Annotated in this window: 13 protein-coding genes; all 13 read right to left on the bottom strand. The window is 60.5% G+C overall.

Annotation, left to right across the window (positions count from 1 at the left end; translation table 11 throughout):
• Positions 1-62: 62 nt before the first annotated feature.
• The gene (locus tag ACK1VC_RS10335; protein ID WP_224372368.1) at positions 63-4925 is read right to left on the bottom strand and encodes a glycosyltransferase; all 4863 of its coding nucleotides are present in this window, start codon (positions 4923-4925) and stop codon (positions 63-65) included.
• 78 nt (positions 4926-5003) lie between these two features.
• Positions 5004-6407: a glycosyltransferase family 2 protein gene (locus ACK1VC_RS10330; protein WP_023047007.1), complete on the bottom strand. Its 1404-nt coding sequence runs from the start codon at positions 6405-6407 to the stop codon at positions 5004-5006.
• Positions 6404-7345 carry an FkbM family methyltransferase gene (locus tag ACK1VC_RS10325; protein ID WP_224372370.1) on the bottom strand — a complete coding sequence of 314 codons (942 nt, stop codon included), beginning with the start codon at positions 7343-7345 and terminating at the stop codon, positions 6404-6406. Before ACK1VC_RS10325 ends, ACK1VC_RS10330 begins: the two co-directional genes overlap by 4 nt.
• A gap of 5 nt (positions 7346-7350) precedes the next feature.
• Positions 7351-8517 (bottom strand): class I SAM-dependent methyltransferase, encoded by a 1167-nt coding sequence (locus tag ACK1VC_RS10320; protein ID WP_224372372.1) that lies wholly within the window; start codon positions 8515-8517, stop codon positions 7351-7353.
• A 74-nt stretch (positions 8518-8591) separates the two neighbouring features.
• Complete coding sequence (locus tag ACK1VC_RS10315) at positions 8592-9935, bottom strand: polysaccharide pyruvyl transferase family protein (RefSeq protein ID WP_023047010.1); 1344 nt, start codon at positions 9933-9935, stop codon at positions 8592-8594.
• The gene (locus ACK1VC_RS10310) at positions 9932-10975 is read right to left on the bottom strand and encodes an NAD-dependent epimerase/dehydratase family protein (protein WP_060519398.1); all 1044 of its coding nucleotides are present in this window, start codon (positions 10973-10975) and stop codon (positions 9932-9934) included. Before ACK1VC_RS10310 ends, ACK1VC_RS10315 begins: the two co-directional genes overlap by 4 nt.
• Entirely contained in the window at positions 10962-11945 is a 984-nt protein-coding gene (locus ACK1VC_RS10305) for a class I SAM-dependent methyltransferase (protein WP_224372374.1), read from the bottom strand. Before ACK1VC_RS10305 ends, ACK1VC_RS10310 begins: the two co-directional genes overlap by 14 nt.
• A 47-nt stretch (positions 11946-11992) precedes the next feature.
• Entirely contained in the window at positions 11993-12628 is a 636-nt protein-coding gene (locus ACK1VC_RS10300) for an HAD family hydrolase (protein WP_016488443.1), read from the bottom strand.
• Positions 12628-14457: a thiamine pyrophosphate-binding protein gene (locus ACK1VC_RS10295; RefSeq protein WP_016488444.1), complete on the bottom strand. Its 1830-nt coding sequence runs from the start codon at positions 14455-14457 to the stop codon at positions 12628-12630. Before ACK1VC_RS10295 ends, ACK1VC_RS10300 begins: the two co-directional genes overlap by 1 nt.
• Position 14458: 1 nt before the next feature.
• Positions 14459-15988: an N-acetylneuraminate synthase family protein gene (locus tag ACK1VC_RS10290; RefSeq protein ID WP_016488445.1), complete on the bottom strand. Its 1530-nt coding sequence runs from the start codon at positions 15986-15988 to the stop codon at positions 14459-14461.
• A complete protein-coding gene (rfbH, locus tag ACK1VC_RS10285; RefSeq protein ID WP_016488446.1) occupies positions 15988-17313 on the bottom strand; it encodes a lipopolysaccharide biosynthesis protein RfbH in 1326 nt (441 codons plus the stop codon). Before rfbH ends, ACK1VC_RS10290 begins: the two co-directional genes overlap by 1 nt.
• A complete protein-coding gene (gene rfbG, locus ACK1VC_RS10280; protein WP_191087901.1) occupies positions 17306-18373 on the bottom strand; it encodes a CDP-glucose 4,6-dehydratase in 1068 nt (355 codons plus the stop codon). Before rfbG ends, rfbH begins: the two co-directional genes overlap by 8 nt.
• Positions 18364-19134, bottom strand: coding sequence for a glucose-1-phosphate cytidylyltransferase (gene rfbF / locus ACK1VC_RS10275; protein WP_145913874.1), 771 nt, complete (start codon positions 19132-19134; stop codon positions 18364-18366). The genes rfbG and rfbF overlap by 10 nt, the downstream gene beginning before the upstream one ends.
• Positions 19135-19354: the final 220 nt, after the last annotated feature.

Genomic DNA, 19354 nt, shown 5'->3' with positions numbered 1-19354 from the left:
GTACTGTACCTGTGGGAGCGGGCAAGCCCGCGAAGAGGCCGGCCCAAGCCTACGGCGATGTATCAGTCCGGCAGCCAGGCCTTGCGCCAGTTGCTCAGGTTGTCACCTTCGAGCATCCAGCCGCCCAGCACTGCATCGCGCAGCGCATCACCGGCCTTGGCCGTGGCATCCAGATCCGAGATGTGCATGCGAATGGCATCTACCCAGCCTCGGAAACGGTTTTTCACCAGAGTGACCGGCAAATCGCTGTAGCCCTGGTAGCAACGCAGGTCGCTGGCGATTACCGGGAAACCACAGGCGCCGTACTCCAGCAGGCGCAGGTTGCTCTTGCACTCGTTGAACAGGTTCTGTTCGACGGGCGCCAGGGCCAGGTCCAGGTTCATCCTGGCCAGCGTCGCGGGGTATTGCTCAATCGAGACACTCGGGTGGAACTCATGAACATAAGGCCGCAGCTTGTCCGGGCACATGCCGAAGAACACCCATTCCACCTCATTGGCCAATTCCTTGACCACGTCCGCGATCACTTCCAGGTCGCCCGTATGGCTCGCCCCACCTGCCCAGCCGACACGCGGTTTGCGCGACTGCCGGCGCAGGGCCTTGAGGTCTTTCCAGTAGCGCGTATCCAGCGTGTTGTGCACCACCCGGATATCGCCATGCAGGCCTGCGAAGGCCTCGGCCAGCGGCTGGGTAGAGACGACAAAGCGGTCCACATAGGCCAGGCCGCGACGCAGAGAGCGCAGAATGTCCTTGGGCATGTGCGCCCTGTGCACGCTCTTGAGTGGCAGGTTGGGCAGATAGTCGTCCAGCTCGAAGACCTTGAAGGCCCGCGAAAATGCGTGCATCCGGCGCATGTGCTCAATCTGCTCGTCGCCCACCTGGCGCTGCAGGATGATGCTGTCCGGCTGATAGCGCTCAAGCTCCGCTGGCGCCAGATAATTCCACGCCACCACCCCCTCGGCCAGCCCCTCGCGGTTGAGCGTATCCAGCGGCTGAATGACCCGGTAGTTGCCACACCCCCCTCTGTCCGCCGCATGGGCAAGGACAGTCGGCAGCGGTTTCCAGGACGACAACGGTCGCCAGCTCAGACCGGAGGGCGCCAGGCCGAGGCCATTGTTGGAAGACAGCGAGAAATTCGGGTTGTGGAGCGGGTCGCGTGCCAATACAGGCAGCCAGCGGTCATACAACGCATCTTCTTCTGCGGCGGTGGCCGGCGTTACAGCATCCTCACTGAGCAGCAACTGCACACGCGGCGTCCACACGTTCAGGTAGCCGCCACGGTGCAGGCGCAGGCACAGATCAACATCCGTCCAGCGCTGCAACTCGGGCGCCTCGTCGAAACCGCCTGCCTCCAGGAACAGGCTTTTGCTCACCAGCAAGCACTTGCCGCTGACTGCGACATAGTTCTGATCGATTTGCAGGCGCTGCAGATAGCCGGACGCGTCCATCGGCTGACCAGCAAAGGCTTCGCCAACAGGGCCATTCAGGCCAAGCACGTAACCGGCATGGCTGATGGTGGCGTCCCCCGCCACCAGTTTGGCCCCCACTACGCCGACTTCCTGGCGCATGCCGTGGTTGAGCATCTGCTGCAACCAATCGTTATCGAGCACCGCTGCGCCTTCGTCCAGCCACAGCAAGAAATCACCACGGGCCTGCCCGGCAGCCTGGTTGCGCATTTGCACAGGCGCCATGCCTGCCGGGAATCGCATGCAACGAATGGCATCGGTGCCAAGCCGGGCAACGTTGTCGAGCCAGCTGTTTACTGCCGGGCTGGCATTATCACGCGCCAGCAGCAGCACCTCGTAGTTTCGATAGGTTGTCTTCTCCAGAATGGTTTCCATGCAACGCTGCACCCGCTCGGTGCTGTTGCCCTGGAGCAGAATCAGGATGCTGACCGGTGCGTCACCGGGGGCGCCATAGTCGAGATCATAACGACCGGGCAGACGAGACCCGACGCGGGCGTGGGCAAAGCCGCGGGTCTGCAGATGGCGCTGAATGACACCACGCTCGTCCGGGCAGTCGCGCAGCGACGGGGCATCACAGACCAACAACGGCTCGCTGATATGCCCCAACCCCTCGAAACCGGCAGACTCGATAAGGCGCAGAATGTAATCCAGCTCGAATGCCTGGCCGGCCTCCTGGCGGAAGCCCCCCATCTCCAGCCACACCTGACGGTTGAACAGCCAATGGCGTGACAGGCTTGCCGGCAAACTGAGCAGCAGATCAAGGTTGAGATCAGGGCGCAGCGCGGCGCCCATTTCCGCCCCATCGAAACGCAACCCTTCATCGCCATATACGGCACGACAGCCTGGCGCCGCCAACAGATCAAGCGCGGCAATCAGCAAGCCGCTCGCAGTGATCTCACTCCCCGCCTCTACCAACATGAACCAGTCGAACTCACCCGCCTGAACTGCCTGGTTCAGCTGATCGCCCAGACTGGCATCGGTCAAACGCATGAAATGCAGCTTGTCCTGCGCCGAAGTCGCGGGTGCCTCGCCCGGCGTCAGCGCCACAATTTTCAACGAGTGATAAAGGCAGTGATCACTATTCAGGCTTTGCAGAGAGGCCTTTAATGAATCTGCGCGCCCATCAGCGTCCACTACGATAATGCCGATCACAGGGCCGCCCTGGTTCGCGAGCAGACGCTGTTGGATCAGGCGGCTTTGCATGGCATCCGGAACGCGTTCGGCCAGCCAGGTTTGCAGTGTCAACGCCTTGGGCTTGCCACCCAGATGCTCCAGCATTTGCTGGCGCCCACGCTGTACTTCTTCACTGCCAACGTCGCCATGGCGCGCATACAGCTCGCGATAAAGCGCTGGGTAATCTTTCAGTGCCTGCTCGGAGCGTCGTGCAGGTGCATTGTCGTCCCGGCGCATACGGACTTCCACCGTCTTGCTGCGCACATGATGGAAAGCGCTTCGCGCACTCAGGCGCATGAGGAAATCCCAATCCTCCAGCCCTGCCAGCGACTCGTCGAAGTCCCCCACGGCGAGGGCAAGCGCGCGCGGGCAGGCAAAGGTGTTGATCGGGATGTAGTTGTTTACAAGCAAACGCTCTCGCGAGTAGGCCTCGTGTGGATAGCGTTGTTCACGCGACACCTCGGTCCGCTTGCCTGCCGCAATGGTTTCCTGAATGAAGACTGCATCCGTGTACACCACACTGTCGGGGTGGGCATCCAGCGCTTTGGCCAATGTTTCAAGATGGTCAGGCAGGTAGAGGTCGTCGTCGTCCAGATACACGACGTACCGACCCCGGGCCACGTGCAACGCGGTATTACGGGCTGCGGCAGGGCCGCGATTACGGCCTTGGCGGATGTACGTGACAGGGAAATCGTACTCAGCCAGCAGCGACTCGACCGGGTCACCGTTGTCATTGACCAGGATGACGTCAAGGTCCTTGAAGGACTGATGAGCAATGCTGTCCAGCGCATCCTTGAGCAATTGCGGGCGGTTGTAGGTGGTCAGGATAACAGAGAACAACGTCTCCTCTTGCTGCCGCGCCTGTTCTTCCAGGCGCTCGCAAAGCCGGCGCGCCCGGGCCCCCAGCTCGGAACCCTGCTCGTCAGGATACAGATCCAGACGCCGCTTGAGGTGCCCCGCCACCTCGCGCTCACGCCCGTGAAGGTGATGCTGCGCATTGCGCTCGAATACGCCTTCGACAATGGCCACGTGCCCCATCAATGGCTCGCTGGAGGCATAAAACCCGCTCGAATACTGCGCACCATGCCAGCGATAGCTGACACCCGGCATGTCGACGTAGGCGAAATCGGGGTAACGCTCCGCCATCTGCACGACCATTTCCCAGTCACCAGCACCGTAGGTGTTCCCCGGCTTCCAGACACTGCAAAACGCTTCACGCCGGTAGATTACCGCCGAGGGCGTCATGTAAAGGTCGTGGATCAACAGATCAGCGACTTCATTGCGGTCGCCTACGTAATCGCCATTGCGGTATCCCGGATGGCGAGACCGGTTCAAGGGCTGCCCGGCACCATCGACCCAGCGAATGCCGGTATAGCCCACTGCAACGTTGGGATTGTTTTCCAGCGTGGGCAGCAAACGCGTCAGGTGCCCCGGGTTGAAATAGTCATCGGCGGAAAGGAACGTGAAATAACGCCCCTGTGCGATACGCAAGCCATTTCGCCAGTTGTAACCCGGGCCGTAATTGTATCGGTTACGGATGTAACGCACTTTCGGGTTGCTCGCGAATGCCGCCATTACCTCAGCGGTATCGTCCGAGGAAGCGTTGTCCAGGACCAGGATCTCGATATTGTCCACACCCTGATCGAGCACCGACTGAACACACTGGGCCAGATAACGCCCGTAGTTGTAGGTGGGGATGACTACGCTCAGCAGCGGCTCGACGTGGCGTACGGCGGCCGCATCATCGGCGATGGCGCAGGTTACCTGATAAAGCCAGTAGTCTGCCGAGCAGTGGTAATTGCGGGAGTGATCACGGTCTTGCGCTTCCCGCGTAATTGGCCACGCTTGCAATTCGAGCCCATCGCCATCAGCAAGCCTCAAACTGCCGATGTAGGTCCGCGAATGAGCCGTACGCCCTGACCATGCCTGGACCAACACTTTACTGAAAGACGCGTCTTCTTGCAGCGCCTCCGACTGCTCGGCATTACGCAGGAGCAGATACCGTTGCGCCTGCGCTGGCAACTGCAACGGCAACTGAGCCTGGCGCGGATGGGCAATCAGCAGGACAGCATCGGCCTCATCTTCGGCACTGGTAGCCCGTTCGAACCAGATTCCGTTGCTGACGCCATAGACCGCCAGGGGCTCCAGCGGCAATTGCCCCTTCAGTGCTTGCCAATCAGCATCGGACAGCAGGAATGCCTGCTGATCGCCCAGGCAATAGCCGGCAACCCGTACCCGCCAAGGTTGCCCGATACAACGACCACCCGCGATCAAAGCCCAATTCGTCATGCTGTCACTCCCCTAAATTGTTGCTCGCTTGCTGCAGGCAATGCGGCGCCTGTCGGCACGCAGCCGGTATGCCCTGAATCACGCGGATTCAGCCAGTTCTTTCCAGGACACGATGCGCGCCTGCGTCCTGAGATGTTGGCGAATGATCGCTTCGATGTAATGTTCATGGTCGCGCTCGGAACTGATGATCACGACATCGTCCGCCCCGACCTGTTCGCTTATCCAGGCCAGCGGCTGAATGGGTACGCCAAGCATTTGATTGCCCTGGCGGTTGAGGTTGGAATCGATGCAGGCAACGACCTGGCTGCTGCTCTTCTCGGCTTCAAGAATCAGCAGCGCAGCGATGAAGGCGCTGCCAAAGATGATGATTCGGCGCCCCTCCAGGCTGGCGAGAATGCTCGCCGATGGACTCTCACTAGCTCTGCGCGCCCAGCTCAGGAGTTTCTGGGTTGCGCCGGCATGTCCGCAGACCGACAGTTTCTCCAGCTGGCTTGTTTGTTCAGTCAACGATAGAAACTGGGCAAGCAGAACCACAGGCAAGCCCGCCAGAAAGGCGTCGGGTGCTTGCTGCATATTGCGCTGCAGGTTCGCGGCAGCTTTGCCGGTTTTGCTCAGAACGCCCTTGCTGATTGCCCTGCCCGGCTGGGTGGTAATCGCCTCCTGAATTTCGAAGCGCGCTGTGCAGGCATCGAAATGCAGAGCCTCTGCCTGCATACCGGGCACACCCTTGGCGATGCGTTTGAGCCCTTGATAGAGGGCGACGCCTGGCAGCGACAGGCTTGCCACATGGGAGAACTGCTTGGTATGCACGCGACGGCGCAGCAATGGTTGGTCAAGGTAGCCTATGGCATGCCGGCGGTTGATGCGCGCCGGTAACAGCACGTCCTCGATGCCCGCCGCGTCCTTTGTCTGCTTGCGAGGAGCGTCGCCGAGGTAGCGGTGTACCGCATAGGACTTGGGCAGTACGGCCCGCTCCAGCATCACGCCGCTGGGCATCGGCCACAGCCGCTCCTTGAGGAAACTGCTGACGTATTCCCCGGGCGCGAAAACCCGCTCCGAGCCGAGCATGGCGCTGCCGTCGACCAGCGCATGGCCATCCTGATCGATGTCGCTGACGCGCGTCCATACCATCCGCACCTCAGGGTGGCAGTCCATGAAACGCATCTGCCGCTCCAGCATATCGCGCTCCATGATGTCATCGTCGTGGGTCACAATCACCCGATGCCCCAAGGCAAGGTGATAAGCCGAAAGGCAGTTGAACTCCACGGTGGAAACATTGCTGGCGTTCCTGACATAACGGATTCGCGGGTCCTGCAAGCCGAGGATGAACTGCGCAGTCCCGTCACTGCTGTTATTGTCGAGAACCAGCAGTTCAAAATGCTCATAGCTCTGCCCGAGCACGGCAGCAATGGACTGCTCCAAGTAGTGCACCCGATTGTAAGTCAGCAGGGCAACAGTCAGCGGCGGAATGGCGGGTTTCATGGTAAGGCGCGCACCAGGTCAGGAATATCACGGTGCTTCTGCCCGTGTAGAAAGACGAAATTGGTTTCCTGGGTTTGCTCGTCAATGCCCGGGCATGGACGTAGTCCCTCGTTGCTCAGGGTATAGGCCTGATAGCCAAGACGACCAAGCCGTTCCACGACCTCATTGGGGTGGTAGTCAAACTTCCTGGCCCACTTCCTCAACAGTTCGATCAGAATCACAGGCTTGTGTTGGGCGAGCATCGCCTCGCCGCCCTGGATCACCATCAACTCCGCCCCTTCCACATCGCACTTGATGAGCTGGGGCGCCAGCTCATGCTGGGCGCAAAAGCTATCCAGCGTCGTGGCCGGGCAGCATACCTTCTGAAGACTTTCCTGGCGGCCGGGTTGCCCGGCCAGTACCTGGGAAGTGGCGCCGGAGCAGTTGGGCGTGTAAAGAAACTCCAGCGTCGCCTGCTGGTTGGAAAAGGCCAGCCGGTGCGCCTCTATGTTGAACAAGCCGTTGTGGCGGATGTTGCGCTCGAGAATCTCATGGGTATGGGGGATCGGTTCGAAGGCGTAAATCCGCGCCGACGGGCAATGCCGAGCCAGCGCCAGGGCATACCAGCCGCAATTGGCGCCGATGTCCAGAATCACCGCGTTTTCCTGGGTTATGGCTTTGAGGAACTCGGTTTCCTGTGTTTCATAGGCACGGAAGTTCATCAGGGTGCAGGGCACCAGATGCTGGTCCTGGGGGTCCACAAACAACTCGATCTGCTGCGAGCGGGAACGCACGAAGATGCCCTCTGGCAGAATGCGCAAAGACTCCACATCGGTACCGGCGATAAACTCAGGGTACTCGAACAGGCTGGTGTGCCGCGCGTGAATGGCTTCGATGTAATCCTGCTTGGCAGAGCCCCCGGCCTCATAGGCCGTACGGATGTGGTTGAGCGTGTTCATCGGCATTACCGGGCTCCGGTTGCGAGGCTGAGGATTCTGCCGCGCCAGTGATGTTGCTGGGTCAGTGTGTCGCGGATCTCTGCAGCGTAAGTGGTACTGGCAATGAAGACCGTGGCCCCCTGGTGCTGCGCCAGCTCATCGGGGCCGGTAATGGTCAAACCGAGCAGGGATTTGCCCTGCAGGTTCCTGTTCCGGTCGACGATGCCGCAGATATTGGCCTTGCCCAGCCGGGTATCGCAGAGCAACCGGCTGGTAAGCGCGCCAGCACCCCAGATCAGCACCGGCTCAGCACTGGCCTCCAGTTGCTGGGCCAGCGCTTCCACCGGGCGCAATACCTGCCGTGAAAGCTCGACATAACTGAGCAGGCTGGCAGCCGCCACAGCATCAACCGTGAAACGCTTCGCGGCCGGGCTGGTCTTGCGGTACATGGCCAGCAGGTAATGGTTGTCGTAGAAATCGTTGTGCTGGGAGATCACCGTCACTTTCTCGAAGCCGTTAGCCGCCAGCAGGTTGTCGAGGCTGGCAGCACTGAAGAAGTTGATGTGTTCCAGTGCAAACTCGAGGAAGGGCTCAGCCGGCGGCGTCTTGCCGAAGGCTTCGGCATCGGGAACAGCGATGAACAGATAGCCGTCATCCGCCAGCAGCGCCGCAATCTTCGCCAGGCTGTTGCGCAGGTCGGCAATATGCTCCAGCACGCCGCAAAGACTGATCAACTGGAAGCGCTCTTCAGTGACGAAAGCATCCACGGTCGCGCTTCTGATCTCCACCCCGTAGATTTCGCGCGCCAGCTTGGCAGCAGCCGGGCTAGGTTCCATACCGAGTAGCCGCTGGAAGCCGGCCTGCTGGAAATGTGCAAGGAAATGCCCCATGCCCGAACCGATATCGAGGATGCGAGCGTCGCTTGCCAAGTCTGCATACTGCTCGACGAAGTGGAAAAAATCCCCATGAATCCGCGCCAATCCGGGCGGCAGGTCAGTATGCAGGTGATGCTCGACGTTCTGATAGAACTGATCGAGCGCCGACTGATCCGGAATGTCGCTGGCGTAGGCAAAACCGCAGTTCCGACAGGCCACCACATCGTAATGGACTGCCTGGGGAAGCCCCGGGAACAGAAAATGCTGACGGTGCAATTGCTCCGGATGGCTTGCGCCACAAATTTCACACGCTCTCATATCGCCTACCCTGAACTTTACGAACGGCCTTGCCAAAACAGAAGACGCAACAATAACTGGCCAAAAAAGCGGTCTTAGCCCGCCTGTGTATTGAGGCGAGAACGGTACCAACTTTGAGAAATATCACGGATCTGGGCAAGCCTCACAAAGGCCTCGTCCGGAATCCCGGCGCAAATGGCAAGTTGCTGCTCCAGGTTAAACATTTCTTCGGGTGAGTAACGGGGGATTCGCTCCTCGCCGGCCACCTGCACGTCAGGCGCGGGCTCCCAGCAGTCAATAATCGAACCCGCTGCATCGATATTGCCGTCCAGCCCAAGCGCGCGCAGCGTCTGAACGAATCGCGCATACGTGTCCTGATACTGCGAAAGCGTTGCGGTGTAGTCACAGCGTGACAAGAAGAAGTTGATATCCATTGATGCGGGCAGTTCATGTTCCGCCACAAACGGCAGTGAAAAGAACTCGCACATTTCCCGCACCCTTGAATCGTGCGCAATGAAAACGGCAGGTTTTCCGGCATGGATCGCCGGCGTCAAACCGTGCATTCTGGCCCCGAACACAAAATCCATCGACCCGAGGAATTCCTTCCACAGGCTGTAGTTTGTAAAGTAGCGAACGCGCTTTTGTTTCAACAAGGCAAGCACAGGCGCCAAGTCTTTATAGAACCGCCGCGCCGCATGGATATCGGCCCCGCTGACCTTCCCGGGGTAATAGAGTGCCTGCGTAAGCAGGCCAAAGACCTGCTCGACATAGTAATAATTCTGCTCACTCGCAAGGCGAAGAAAGTCGTCGATCCGGCTATGCCGATTGCCCTGATAATTCGAGTAGCACACCGCAACCTTTTCAGGGTTGCTCGGCACCTCCAGCAAGGACGTGCGCAGCGCAGGGCCATTCAAGTAGAGGGATGGGCAGCCTAAGGGAACGGCATTCTTGATCCCGAGGCTATTCAGCACATCCGCTGAATAATAACCGCGCGTCCCCACCACCGGCGACCTATCAGCGATCACATTCAGATAGCGGACCACCGCAGGCGAAAGCTGCTTGTGGAACCCAGGCTGATAATCGTACTCCCTGGCTTGAATGGATTCGCCAAGGCTGAAAAAAGGAATCTTCAGTTTTTCGATAAAGTCCGTAACGTAGGCGTAAGGATAACCATCCTGGTCATACGGAGGCGGCGCAATCCTGCAAGGGATGAAAAATATCACCTTGGAGAATCGTTCATTGACCTCTTCTGCGGTCATCCGAAAGTTCCAGGCCTCAAAATTGCGCCCCGAAGTCAACAGCGCGCCGGCATGGGCGTAAACAATATCCCCAATGTTGATAAATTGGGAATGATACTGGTAATTGGCCCCTGTCTTTTTAATCCCCTCAGGCGGGGGAAGGTAACCAATCAGAGTCGGACGCGAATCGGGAGCGTTCATGTATTGGCCTGCAAGAGTCTGGTTAGACCCACATCCAGAGATGTGAGTGGCACCCACCCCAAAGCGCGGATCTTGTCGATATTGAAATGCCCGGCGCTTCGCACGGCGGGCGCCGGACCACTGCGCGCCTTCGGCCTGACTTTGAGCTGCCCAGCCTTACCGGCTGAGGCAATCAACTTTTCGGCCAATTCCAGGATACTGGTTTCCTGCGTTTCACCGACGTTGTAGGCATGGCCCGCTTGGCCCCGGAACAGGATGTGGAACAGCCCGAGCACGGTATCGGAGACATAGCAGAACGGACGCGAGGCGCTTCCATCGGAATCCAGCTGGATATCCCGGTTGTGAAGTACATCGGCAAGCAGATCGGAAATCGCCCGGCCATCGTCCAGACGCATACCCGGCCCATAGCAATGGGAAATCCTCGCAATCCTGGCATCCACGCCGTACTGGGTGTGGTAGGCCCGGCACAGGGTTTCGGCCAGGCGCTTGCTCTCGCCATAGCAGGCCCGAGGAGCCAACGGGTCTTCACGGCCAAAATCACCTTCCGCGATTGCATCGGTTTGCCAGGGATTATCGCCGTACACCGCACCGCTGCTGAGAAACAGAACACGTGCCTGCTTGTCCCGGGCCAGCTCAAGCAGTGCCCGGGTGCCATCGGTATTGGCGCGAATCGTATCGACCGGCCGCTGCAGATAGTCCTTGGGGCTGGCAGGGCTGGCGGCATGGATGATGAAATCCAGTGGTGCAGCAAGGCCACAGGGCTGGGTGACATCCTGGATCAGGGGCGTCACTTCACCAGGCATATCCAGCCAGGGCATGCGTTGACGCAGTTTTTCCAGGTCCCGAGCCAAGGCATACACCTGCAGGTTCGCCTGGGGCTGAAGGCGATTGAGCCAGGCCAGGGCCTCGACTACGTGCCCACCGATAAAACCCGAGGCCCCAGTGACCAGGATGTGACGACCGTACAGGGCCTCCCAAGGCAACGGGGCGGCGAGCATACCGCTCAAATCCCCCGCAAGAATGGAATCAGGCGTCTTCATAAATGCTGTCCAGACCGATGATACGCTGCGCTGCAATCCCGAGGTTGAGCAGGTGCTGACGGATTTCTGCTGCGAAGCGGATGGAGCAGATGACGATGGGTAATTCCGCATGCGCTTGCGGGTCGTAAGCACACACCACGTGTTTACCCAGGCGTTGCCCCCATTTCGCTTCGGATGAGTCCAGCAAGGCGTGGATATCCAGCGACTCGGCCAACGGTGCCAGGTAATTGAGGTAGTCGCCGCCAATTCCGTACACCAGGAACGGGCCACCGGTTCTTTCACGAAAACGCTGCAGCAGCAGCTGCTCGCGGCGCTCTGCCCCAAGTTGCAGGCGGGCGACGATGCGGATCGAGTCCGAGTAGACCGGTGATTCGTAATGCCCCACGGACACCCCATCACAGCTAAACCCGCAACGTGCAAGTAGCAGGGTCAGCGAAGCCGGGGTGAACTGGTGCAAGTGCTCAAGATTGCGATCACTGGCCAGCAGTGGATGCCCGGCCTGGTTCGGTACCTCGATCAGCACACGCCCGTCCGCACCAAGAAGACTCGACCAGGCCGCAAGCTCCTGCTCGGGTCGGGCGATGTGCTCCAGCACATGAAAGGACACGATCAACTGGTACGGCGCTGCCTCGATCTGACTGGTCGGCGTATGGAAGACGCGGTCAAGCTTCTGCTCGGCCAGCACCCTGTCTTGCGACAACTCCACACCCTCATAGCTGACGGCAAAGCGCGCCTTGATCTCGCGCCCAAGCTCACCCTCCGCACAGCCGACTTCGAGCACGCGCTCCTTACCCGTCTTCAGCAGGTCAGATAGCGCAGCGACGCGTTCACGCATCTTGCGCTTGAACCAGGGTGTGTTCAGATCGTTACGTGCAACCAACGTCTCATAGTAGCCCGCCTGGTCCAACGGCATCCGCCAACGATGGCCACACAGCCGGCAAGGTGTGTACTCCGGGCTGGGCAACAGCATCTCGATGGATCCGCAGCAGGGGCATGCACTGGCTGTAGTGGTTGTCATCATGCGCGTACCAGGCGTTCCAACAGTTGTTGCGGCGAAGGCAACGGCTGCTCATCGCTGGCAAACTGGCCATAGCCCCAAACGACTGGCCAGAACTCGACACCATTGGCAGCCGCTGCGCGACCATCCGCTACAGTATCGCCAATGTAGATGGCCGATTGCGCTGCAATGCCGCCGTCTTCCAGCAAGGCAGCGATCATGCCGCTCTTGTCTGAATAGCGACCAGGGTAGGAGTCACTGGCATACACTTCGCTGAACAGCCCTTGCCAACCCAATGCCGCAATGATGCGCTGGGTTGGGAGCAGCCGTTTATTGGTCGCGATCGACAGATTGAAGCCCTGCGCGCGCAGCTGTTCCAAGGCCGCCTGGCACCCTTCATAAGCGGCCGTTTCCAGGCAGGCTTCGGCGTCGTAGATGTCCTTGAACGAAGCGCTCAGGGCATCCAGCAATGCTGCGTCGCTACTACCGCTGAGTGTCGCCAGCGTTTGGCGCAAAGGCGGCCCGATCAGGCTGGCGTCTATAGGGCACATGGCGTGCAGGCCGTGTGCCTTCAGCACACGGGCAAAGCAGGCCAGAATGGCCGGCGCGGAGTCAACCAAGGTGCCGTCGAAGTCGAACAGGACGTGGCGCTTCATCACTTGACCTGCTGCCGAACCTGGCGCGATACCGGGGCGATGTTGCCAGCCATTTCTTCCTCCAGTACTGCCAGCGGCAGCAAGGGCGACATATCCTCAAGCGGCATGGAGGTCATCGAACCATCGGCCTGCGGAATCGCGGCGACTTTCGGGCTCAATGCCTCATCTTTCATCAACAGGACTTCCAGAATCATCGGCCGCGGCATTTGCATAGCCTCGGCCAGGCCCTGATCCAATTCGGCGGCATCGCTGATACGCTTGAACGGCAAATGGTAGGCACGCGCCAGTTCTTCCAGGTCCGGCATCCACAAGCCAGCTTCAGGGCCTGTGCCCACATAGCGGCTTTCGAAGTAGTTGCGCTGGGTATTGCGGATCGAGGCATAACCGCCGTTGTTCATCACCACCAGGCAGATCGGCAGGTTGAAACCGCGTAGCGTGGCCAGCTCCTGGATATTCAATTGCAGGCTGCCATCGCTCTCCACCGCCACCATCGGCTTGCAGCCGTTGGCGAAGCAAGCACCAATCGCAGCTGGCAGGCCGTAACCCATCGCACCCAGACCCGAGGTCAGGAACACACGCTGGCCTGGACGATTGCGGAATACGGTGTAAAACACTTCGACCGCCAGCCCGGAGCTGCCGGTGCTGACCAAGGTATTTTCCGGCACTGCATTGGAAAGCGAGTCAGCAAACTGGAAGTGGCTGATCGGCCCGCTGGCGGCGAAGGGCTTGCCGTCGTTGACGCCATAGCGTGACTTCCAGTCGCGGCAACGCTCCAACCATTGTGGACGGCTGAACGAAGCGCCTTTCAGAGAGGCAGCCAGTGTGTCGACAAAGCTGGCGGCGTCGCTGGTAACGGCGACATCGATATCCATGTCGAGCTTGGCGATCTCGTTGGCATCCACATCCACGACGACCTTGCGTGCATTGCGGGCAAAGTCGCGTGGAGCATAGGCAGTGATGATGTTGTCCAGACGACAGCCGAGGGTGATCAGCAGGTCGGCATTCTGTACCGCGAAGTTCGGCGCACGCAGTGCAACCACACCTGGCCGCCCCACATACAACGGGTGCTCATGAGGCAGCAGGTCCATTGCATTCCAGGTCGTCACCAGCGGCACGCCCATGGATTCGATCAGATCACGAAAAGCTGCTGCCGCTCCGCTCAAGCGAACGCCATGGCCGGCGAGGATCAGCGGTCTCTGGGCCCCCTCAAGCAAGCTGCGGATCTGCGTCAGCGTTTGCGCCTCCAGCGCTGCAACAGGTGCAGCGGCCTCGTCCCAACCCACCAGGTTGTCGGGATCAATCGGCGCGCCCTGCACGTCCAGCGGTACATCAATCCATACCGGGCCGGCACGGCCATCTCGTGCCACAAAGACAGCCCGCTCCAACGCTCGGCGAATGTCTTCTGGCTGCTGGATGGTTACCGCGTACTTGGTGATCGGCTCGACCACGCTGACGATATCCACTTCCTGCACGCCCTTCTGCCGCAGTGGCGCACCACGCAACAGGTCGGCACGCTTGACCTGGCCGGAGATAACCAGCAACGGCACCGACTCGATCCAGGCGCCAGCGACGGCAGTCACGGCATTGGTCGCACCCGGCCCGGTTGTGACCATGGCCACACCGATATTCTCGTTGATGCGGCAGTAGGCTTCGGCAGCAATCGCGGCAGCCTGCTCATGGTGGCAGGCCACTACCTCCAGGCCGGGGTGCTTGCCGACTGCGTCGTTGAGGTGCATGGCACCTCCGCCTGGCAACAGGAAGACATGCTCCACGCCCAGATCGGCGATGAAGTCAGCAATGTAGTCGGCAACACGATAAGGGCTTGGCACGTCAGTCCATCCAATAGCTCAAGAGGGTTTTACGGTCGCGATTGGCATTGATCGCTTCGTCGGTATAGAACGAATCATTGCTGAAATGCGTGGAAGACAGCTCTTCGATGATTGCCCCTTCCTGACTGTGGAAGGCATGGCGAACACCCGGCTCGACGGTGACCACATCCCCCGGACGGCAGGCACGATTCACACCGTCCAGCTGCAGCGTCAGCTCGCCATGCAGGACGTGGAAGGTTTCTTCCTTGCGCTGGTGATATTGCTCCGGGTGCTGCTGACCCGGCAGGAGCATCAGCAGTTTCTTGCAGTAACCCCGGTTGACCACGGTGAGCATGGTCAAACCGATCTCGTCGAAATGGTCCAGACCATAGTGGTGGGATATTTCCAGATCGACCCGGCCCGGCACCACCACGTGGCTGCTGCTCAGCTGGGCGCGAACGCGCTGGACGATCTCCCAGACCTTGTCACGCACATCGCGCCGCGTGCTGTTCTGTGTGCTCAGCGCTGCATGCTCGGGAATGTCCGCCTGGGCAGTAAAGGTGGCGTATTTCGACCAGTCGTTGGCAGTGATCTGCCCGTCCTGCGGCGGGAAAGCGAAATACACATCGTCAGCCTGTACTACCTCGCCTGCGGCAATGGCCCTGCGCGCAAATACACCACGACGCAGGGAGCGCAGGCTGGCGACTTCACTCTCGTTTACCGGCAAGCGCTGCTCGCCTTCACCGCAGAGCAGCAAGGCATACTGCGCGGCTTCCAGCCAGCGTCGAACCTGCTCAGGGCTTGCCGAATAGGCGTTGAGAGGGAACTGCTCGGTGGGCAAACCAACGTGCTTTTCGAAGATGCGCGCGCCCTTGGCCAGTGCAATCTTGACGATATCGGTATTGTCCGGGTTCTCATGCGTTGAAAAGCCCACGCGCACGCCCGGATAACGCCGACGCAGAAAATCCACCTGCGACAGATGCATGTTGGCATCGGCGGTCGGGTACTCGCCAACACAATGCAGAATGGCGAAATTCTTTTCCCGGTGGGCAAGGAAGCTGACCAGGCGATCGAGCTCTTCCAGGGTCGAACCGGCAGTGGAAACGATCAGCGGATGCTGAGTCTGCACCACACGCTCCAGCAATGGCCAGTCGCTCATCGAGCAACTGGCGATCTTGATCGCATCCAGCTGCTGCTGCTCGATCACCTCCACCGATGCCTCATCGAACGGCGTGGACAGGCAGAGGAAACCGTTGGCACGGATTTCCGCCACCAGGCTATCGAACTGCTCACGGGACAGGCGCGTCTCGCTGAAGCGCTTGATGTACTTGACATCGTCACGGCCGCGCATGGCCGGATGAATGAAGGTATCCAGATCACGGTATTGCAGCTTGAAAGCGAAGCGGAACGGGAATGCCTTGCACACCTCGGCAAAGGCGCGAATCAGCGCCACGCCATGCGCCACATCGCCCATGTGGTTGTTCGCCATTTCCAGAATGAACAGCGGTTTGTCGAACAACGTTCCCGCGTTGGCGGTAGGGGCTGTGCTCATCAGTGGGATCCTCGGTTGAGCCAGGCTTCGATGTGACTGGCCGCATGTTCCAGATGGTCGTCGCTCAAGCCCGGCCAGAGGCCGATCCAGAACGTGTCGTTCATGATCTTGTCAGTCACCGACAGCTCGCCGGAAACACGGTAATTCAGCCCTTGCATGTAGGGCTGGCGCGTCAGGTTGCCGGCAAACAGCAAGCGCGTGCCCACGCCCTGTTCATCCAGGTAGCGCACCAGCTCGACGCGATTGATGCCGCAGCCATCGCGCAGGGTGATCGGATAGCCGAACCAGGAAGGGTCGCTTTCGCGGGTGGCCTGCGGCAGGATCAGTTTGTCCGCACAACCGGCCAGCCGGTCGCTGAGCCAGGCGAAGTTGCGCTTGCGCGCGGCAACGAAATCATCAACCCGGTCCATCTGCGCCAGCGCGCAGGCGGCCTGCATGTCGGTGATCTTCAGGTTGTAGCCCAGGTGCGAGTAGGTGTACTTGTGGTCGTAGCCTTGCGGCAGGTCACCCATTTGCCAGCAGAAGCGCTTGCTGCAAGTGTTGTCCTCGCCCGGTGCGCAGTAGCAATCGCGGCCCCAGTCGCGGTACGACTCGATGATGCGCTTGAGCAACGGCGAGTCGGTGAACACCGCACCGCCCTCGCCCATGGTGATGTGGTGCGCCGGGTAGAAGCTGAGGGTGCCGATATCGCCGAAGCCGCCAACCATGCGGCCCTGGTAGGTGGAACCCAGCGCATCGCAGCAGTCTTCGATCAGCCACAGGCCGTACTTGTCGCACAGGGCGCGCACAACGCTGAGGTCGAAGGGGTTGCCCAGCGTATGGGCCAGCATGATGGCCTTGGTCTTCGGGCCGATGGCCGCTTCGATCAGCGCGGGGTCGATATTGTAGGTGCCCATCTCGACATCGACGAACACCGGTACCGCACCAAACTGCAGGATCGGGTTGACGGTGGTGGGGAAACCGGCGGCAACCCCGATCACCTCGTCACCTGGCTTGATCGCACGGTCGCCGAGACGCGGCGAGGTCAGCGCGGAAAACGCCAGCAGGTTGGCCGACGAGCCGGAGTTGGTGGTGAGTACGCAGCGACGCCCCAGGTACTTGGCCAGGCGCTTCTCGAACGCCTCGTTGAAGCGGCCGGTGGTCAACCAGCCATCCAGCACGGCTTCGGTCATGGACTGCAGCTCGCCGGCGCCAATCACCTTGCCGGAAGGCGGCACGTTGCTCTGCCCCGCCACGAAAGGTTTGGGTGCCATCTGCAGCTCGGCATAGCGCCCGACCAGTTCGGCAATCTGTTGGCGCAACTGCTGCGCCGTACTGTCACTCATGGGTTCCGCCTTGGTGAGCCGCGATCTGCTCGCGGGTAACGATGTTCATGTCACGCCCTGCGCGCCAGGCCAGGTGCCAGTCCAGGGTGTGGTTCAGGGTGTCATCCAGCGACCAGCGCGGCGACCAGCCAAGCACTTGCCGTGCCTTGCTGGAATCCAGTGCCAGCAAACCGGCTTCGTGCGGCTGGGCATCGGCGGCAACCGACCAGCGCGCCTCGCCTGGCCAGCGCTGGGCAAGACGCCGGACGATTTCACCGACGGTGGCCAGCCCTGCGCTGTCGGGGCCGAAGTTCCAGGCTGTAGCGTACCGCTCGGCGTCTGTGAGCAAGCCCTGCGCCAGCTGCAGGTAGCCCATCAGCGGGTCGAGCACGTGCTGCCAGGGGCGCGTGGCATGGGGATAGCGCAAGACCACTTCTTCACCGTCTTGCCAGGCGCGAAAGATATCCGGGAGCAAGCGCTCGGCAGACCAGTCCCCGCCACCCAGCACGTTGCCAGCACGTGCAGTGGCCAGGGCCACGCCGGCGGAACGCAGGAAAGCGTCACGGTAGCTTGCGCACAGCAGTTCGACACAGGCCTTGCTGCTGCTATAGGGATCGAAGCCGCCCAGGGCATCCTGCTCGCGGTAGGGCCAGGGCCACTCGCGGTTGTCGTAGCACTTGTCAGTGGTCACCACCAGCACCGCACGTACCGAAGGCGTGGCACGCACGGCCTCCAGCAGGTTCAGCGTACCCATGACGTTGGTGGCGTAGGTGTCGGCCGGCGCCCGGTAGGATTCGCGCACCAGTGGCTGAGCCGCCAGGTGCAGCACCAGTTCGGGTTGGAAATCCTGCAGGGCACGGGCCAGGGCCGAGGCATCACGGATATCGGCGAAATCACCTGGAATCTGCTGTTGCAGTTGCGCGACCTGCCACAGCGATGGCGTGGTAGCGGCAGGCAAGGCGAAACCGCGCAGCTCGGCGCCAAGCTGACGCAGCCACACGGCCAGCCAGCCGCCCTTGAAACCGGTATGCCCGGTCAGCAGGACGCGGCGCCCTGCCCAGAATGCCGGGCTCAACGCCATAGCTGCCATGCTGCTTCGCCGTTCTTCCAGTGTGTTTCGAGCAACGTGCGATCACGCAGGGTATCCATCGGTTGCCAGAAGCCACGGTGCAGGTGGCTCATGAGCTGGCCGTCTTCGGCCAGGCGACGCATGGGCTCGTCTTCCCAGGTGGTAGCATCGCCTTCGATGTACTCGAGCGCAGCCGGTTCAAGCACGAAGAAGCCACCGTTGATCCAGCCACCGTCGCCCGCCGGCTTTTCCTGAAAGCCGCGCACCTGCTCGCCCTGCACATCCAGGGCGCCATAACGGCCCGGCGGTTGGACGGCGGTAACCGTGGCCATCTTGCCGTGCTGGCGGTGGAAATCGACCAGGCGCGGGATATCGACGTCGGACACACCATCGCCGTAAGTCAGGCAGAAGGTTTCATTGCCGACATAATCGCGAACACGCTTTAGACGACCACCTGTGGCGGTGTTTTCCCCGGTGTCCACCAACGTCACCCGCCACGGCTCCGCGTGGCGATTGTGGATATCCATACGGTTTTCCGCCATATCGAAGGTCACGTCCGACATGTGCAGGAAATAGTTGGCGAAGTACTCCTTGATCACGTAGCCCTTGTAGCCAAGGCAAATGACGAAGTCGTTGATGCCGTAGTGCGAGTAGATCTTCATGATGTGCCAGATGATCGGCTTGCCGCCTATCTCGATCATCGGCTTGGGGCGCAGGTGAGATTCTTCGCTGATGCGTGTGCCCAGCCCACCGGCCAGAATGACTGCTTTCATTGTACTGTTGGTCCGCATTGGTCGGAGGGGGCGGCGACAAAAAACTGGCCCCGGGCCCTTTATGCTAGGCAAAGCAAAACGCATGCCTGCTTTAGGGTGGCAATCGCAATGCATGACTGGAGATTTATAGGGGGCGCAAATCGAGCGCCGCCCGCGCGGCGCATCGCGAGCTGCGCTCGCTCCTACGTTTGTTTCGGGCCAATTATTCCTGGGGGATTTG

The organism is Pseudomonas sp. XP2, from assembly GCF_053557975.1.
This window is presented reverse-complemented; position numbering and strand designations above follow the sequence as displayed.

Coding starts and splice junctions, on each gene's coding strand:
- ACK1VC_RS10290 (WP_016488445.1), bottom strand. CDS start 15,988: ATGAGCACAGCCCCTACCGCCAACGCGGGAACGTTGTTCGACAAACCG.
- ACK1VC_RS10300 (WP_016488443.1), bottom strand. CDS start 12,628: ATGAAGCGCCACGTCCTGTTCGACTTCGACGGCACCTTGGTTGACTCC.
- ACK1VC_RS10315 (WP_023047010.1), bottom strand. CDS start 9,935: ATGAACGCTCCCGATTCGCGTCCGACTCTGATTGGTTACCTTCCCCCG.
- ACK1VC_RS10305 (WP_224372374.1), bottom strand. CDS start 11,945: ATGCTGTTGCCCAGCCCGGAGTACACACCTTGCCGGCTGTGTGGCCAT.
- rfbH (WP_016488446.1), bottom strand. CDS start 17,313: ATGAGTGACAGTACGGCGCAGCAGTTGCGCCAACAGATTGCCGAACTG.
- ACK1VC_RS10310 (WP_060519398.1), bottom strand. CDS start 10,975: ATGAAGACGCCTGATTCCATTCTTGCGGGGGATTTGAGCGGTATGCTC.
- ACK1VC_RS10330 (WP_023047007.1), bottom strand. CDS start 6,407: ATGAAACCCGCCATTCCGCCGCTGACTGTTGCCCTGCTGACTTACAAT.
- ACK1VC_RS10325 (WP_224372370.1), bottom strand. CDS start 7,345: ATGAACACGCTCAACCACATCCGTACGGCCTATGAGGCCGGGGGCTCT.
- rfbG (WP_191087901.1), bottom strand. CDS start 18,373: ATGGCGTTGAGCCCGGCATTCTGGGCAGGGCGCCGCGTCCTGCTGACC.
- ACK1VC_RS10320 (WP_224372372.1), bottom strand. CDS start 8,517: ATGAGAGCGTGTGAAATTTGTGGCGCAAGCCATCCGGAGCAATTGCAC.
- rfbF (WP_145913874.1), bottom strand. CDS start 19,134: ATGAAAGCAGTCATTCTGGCCGGTGGGCTGGGCACACGCATCAGCGAA.
- ACK1VC_RS10335 (WP_224372368.1), bottom strand. CDS start 4,925: ATGACGAATTGGGCTTTGATCGCGGGTGGTCGTTGTATCGGGCAACCT.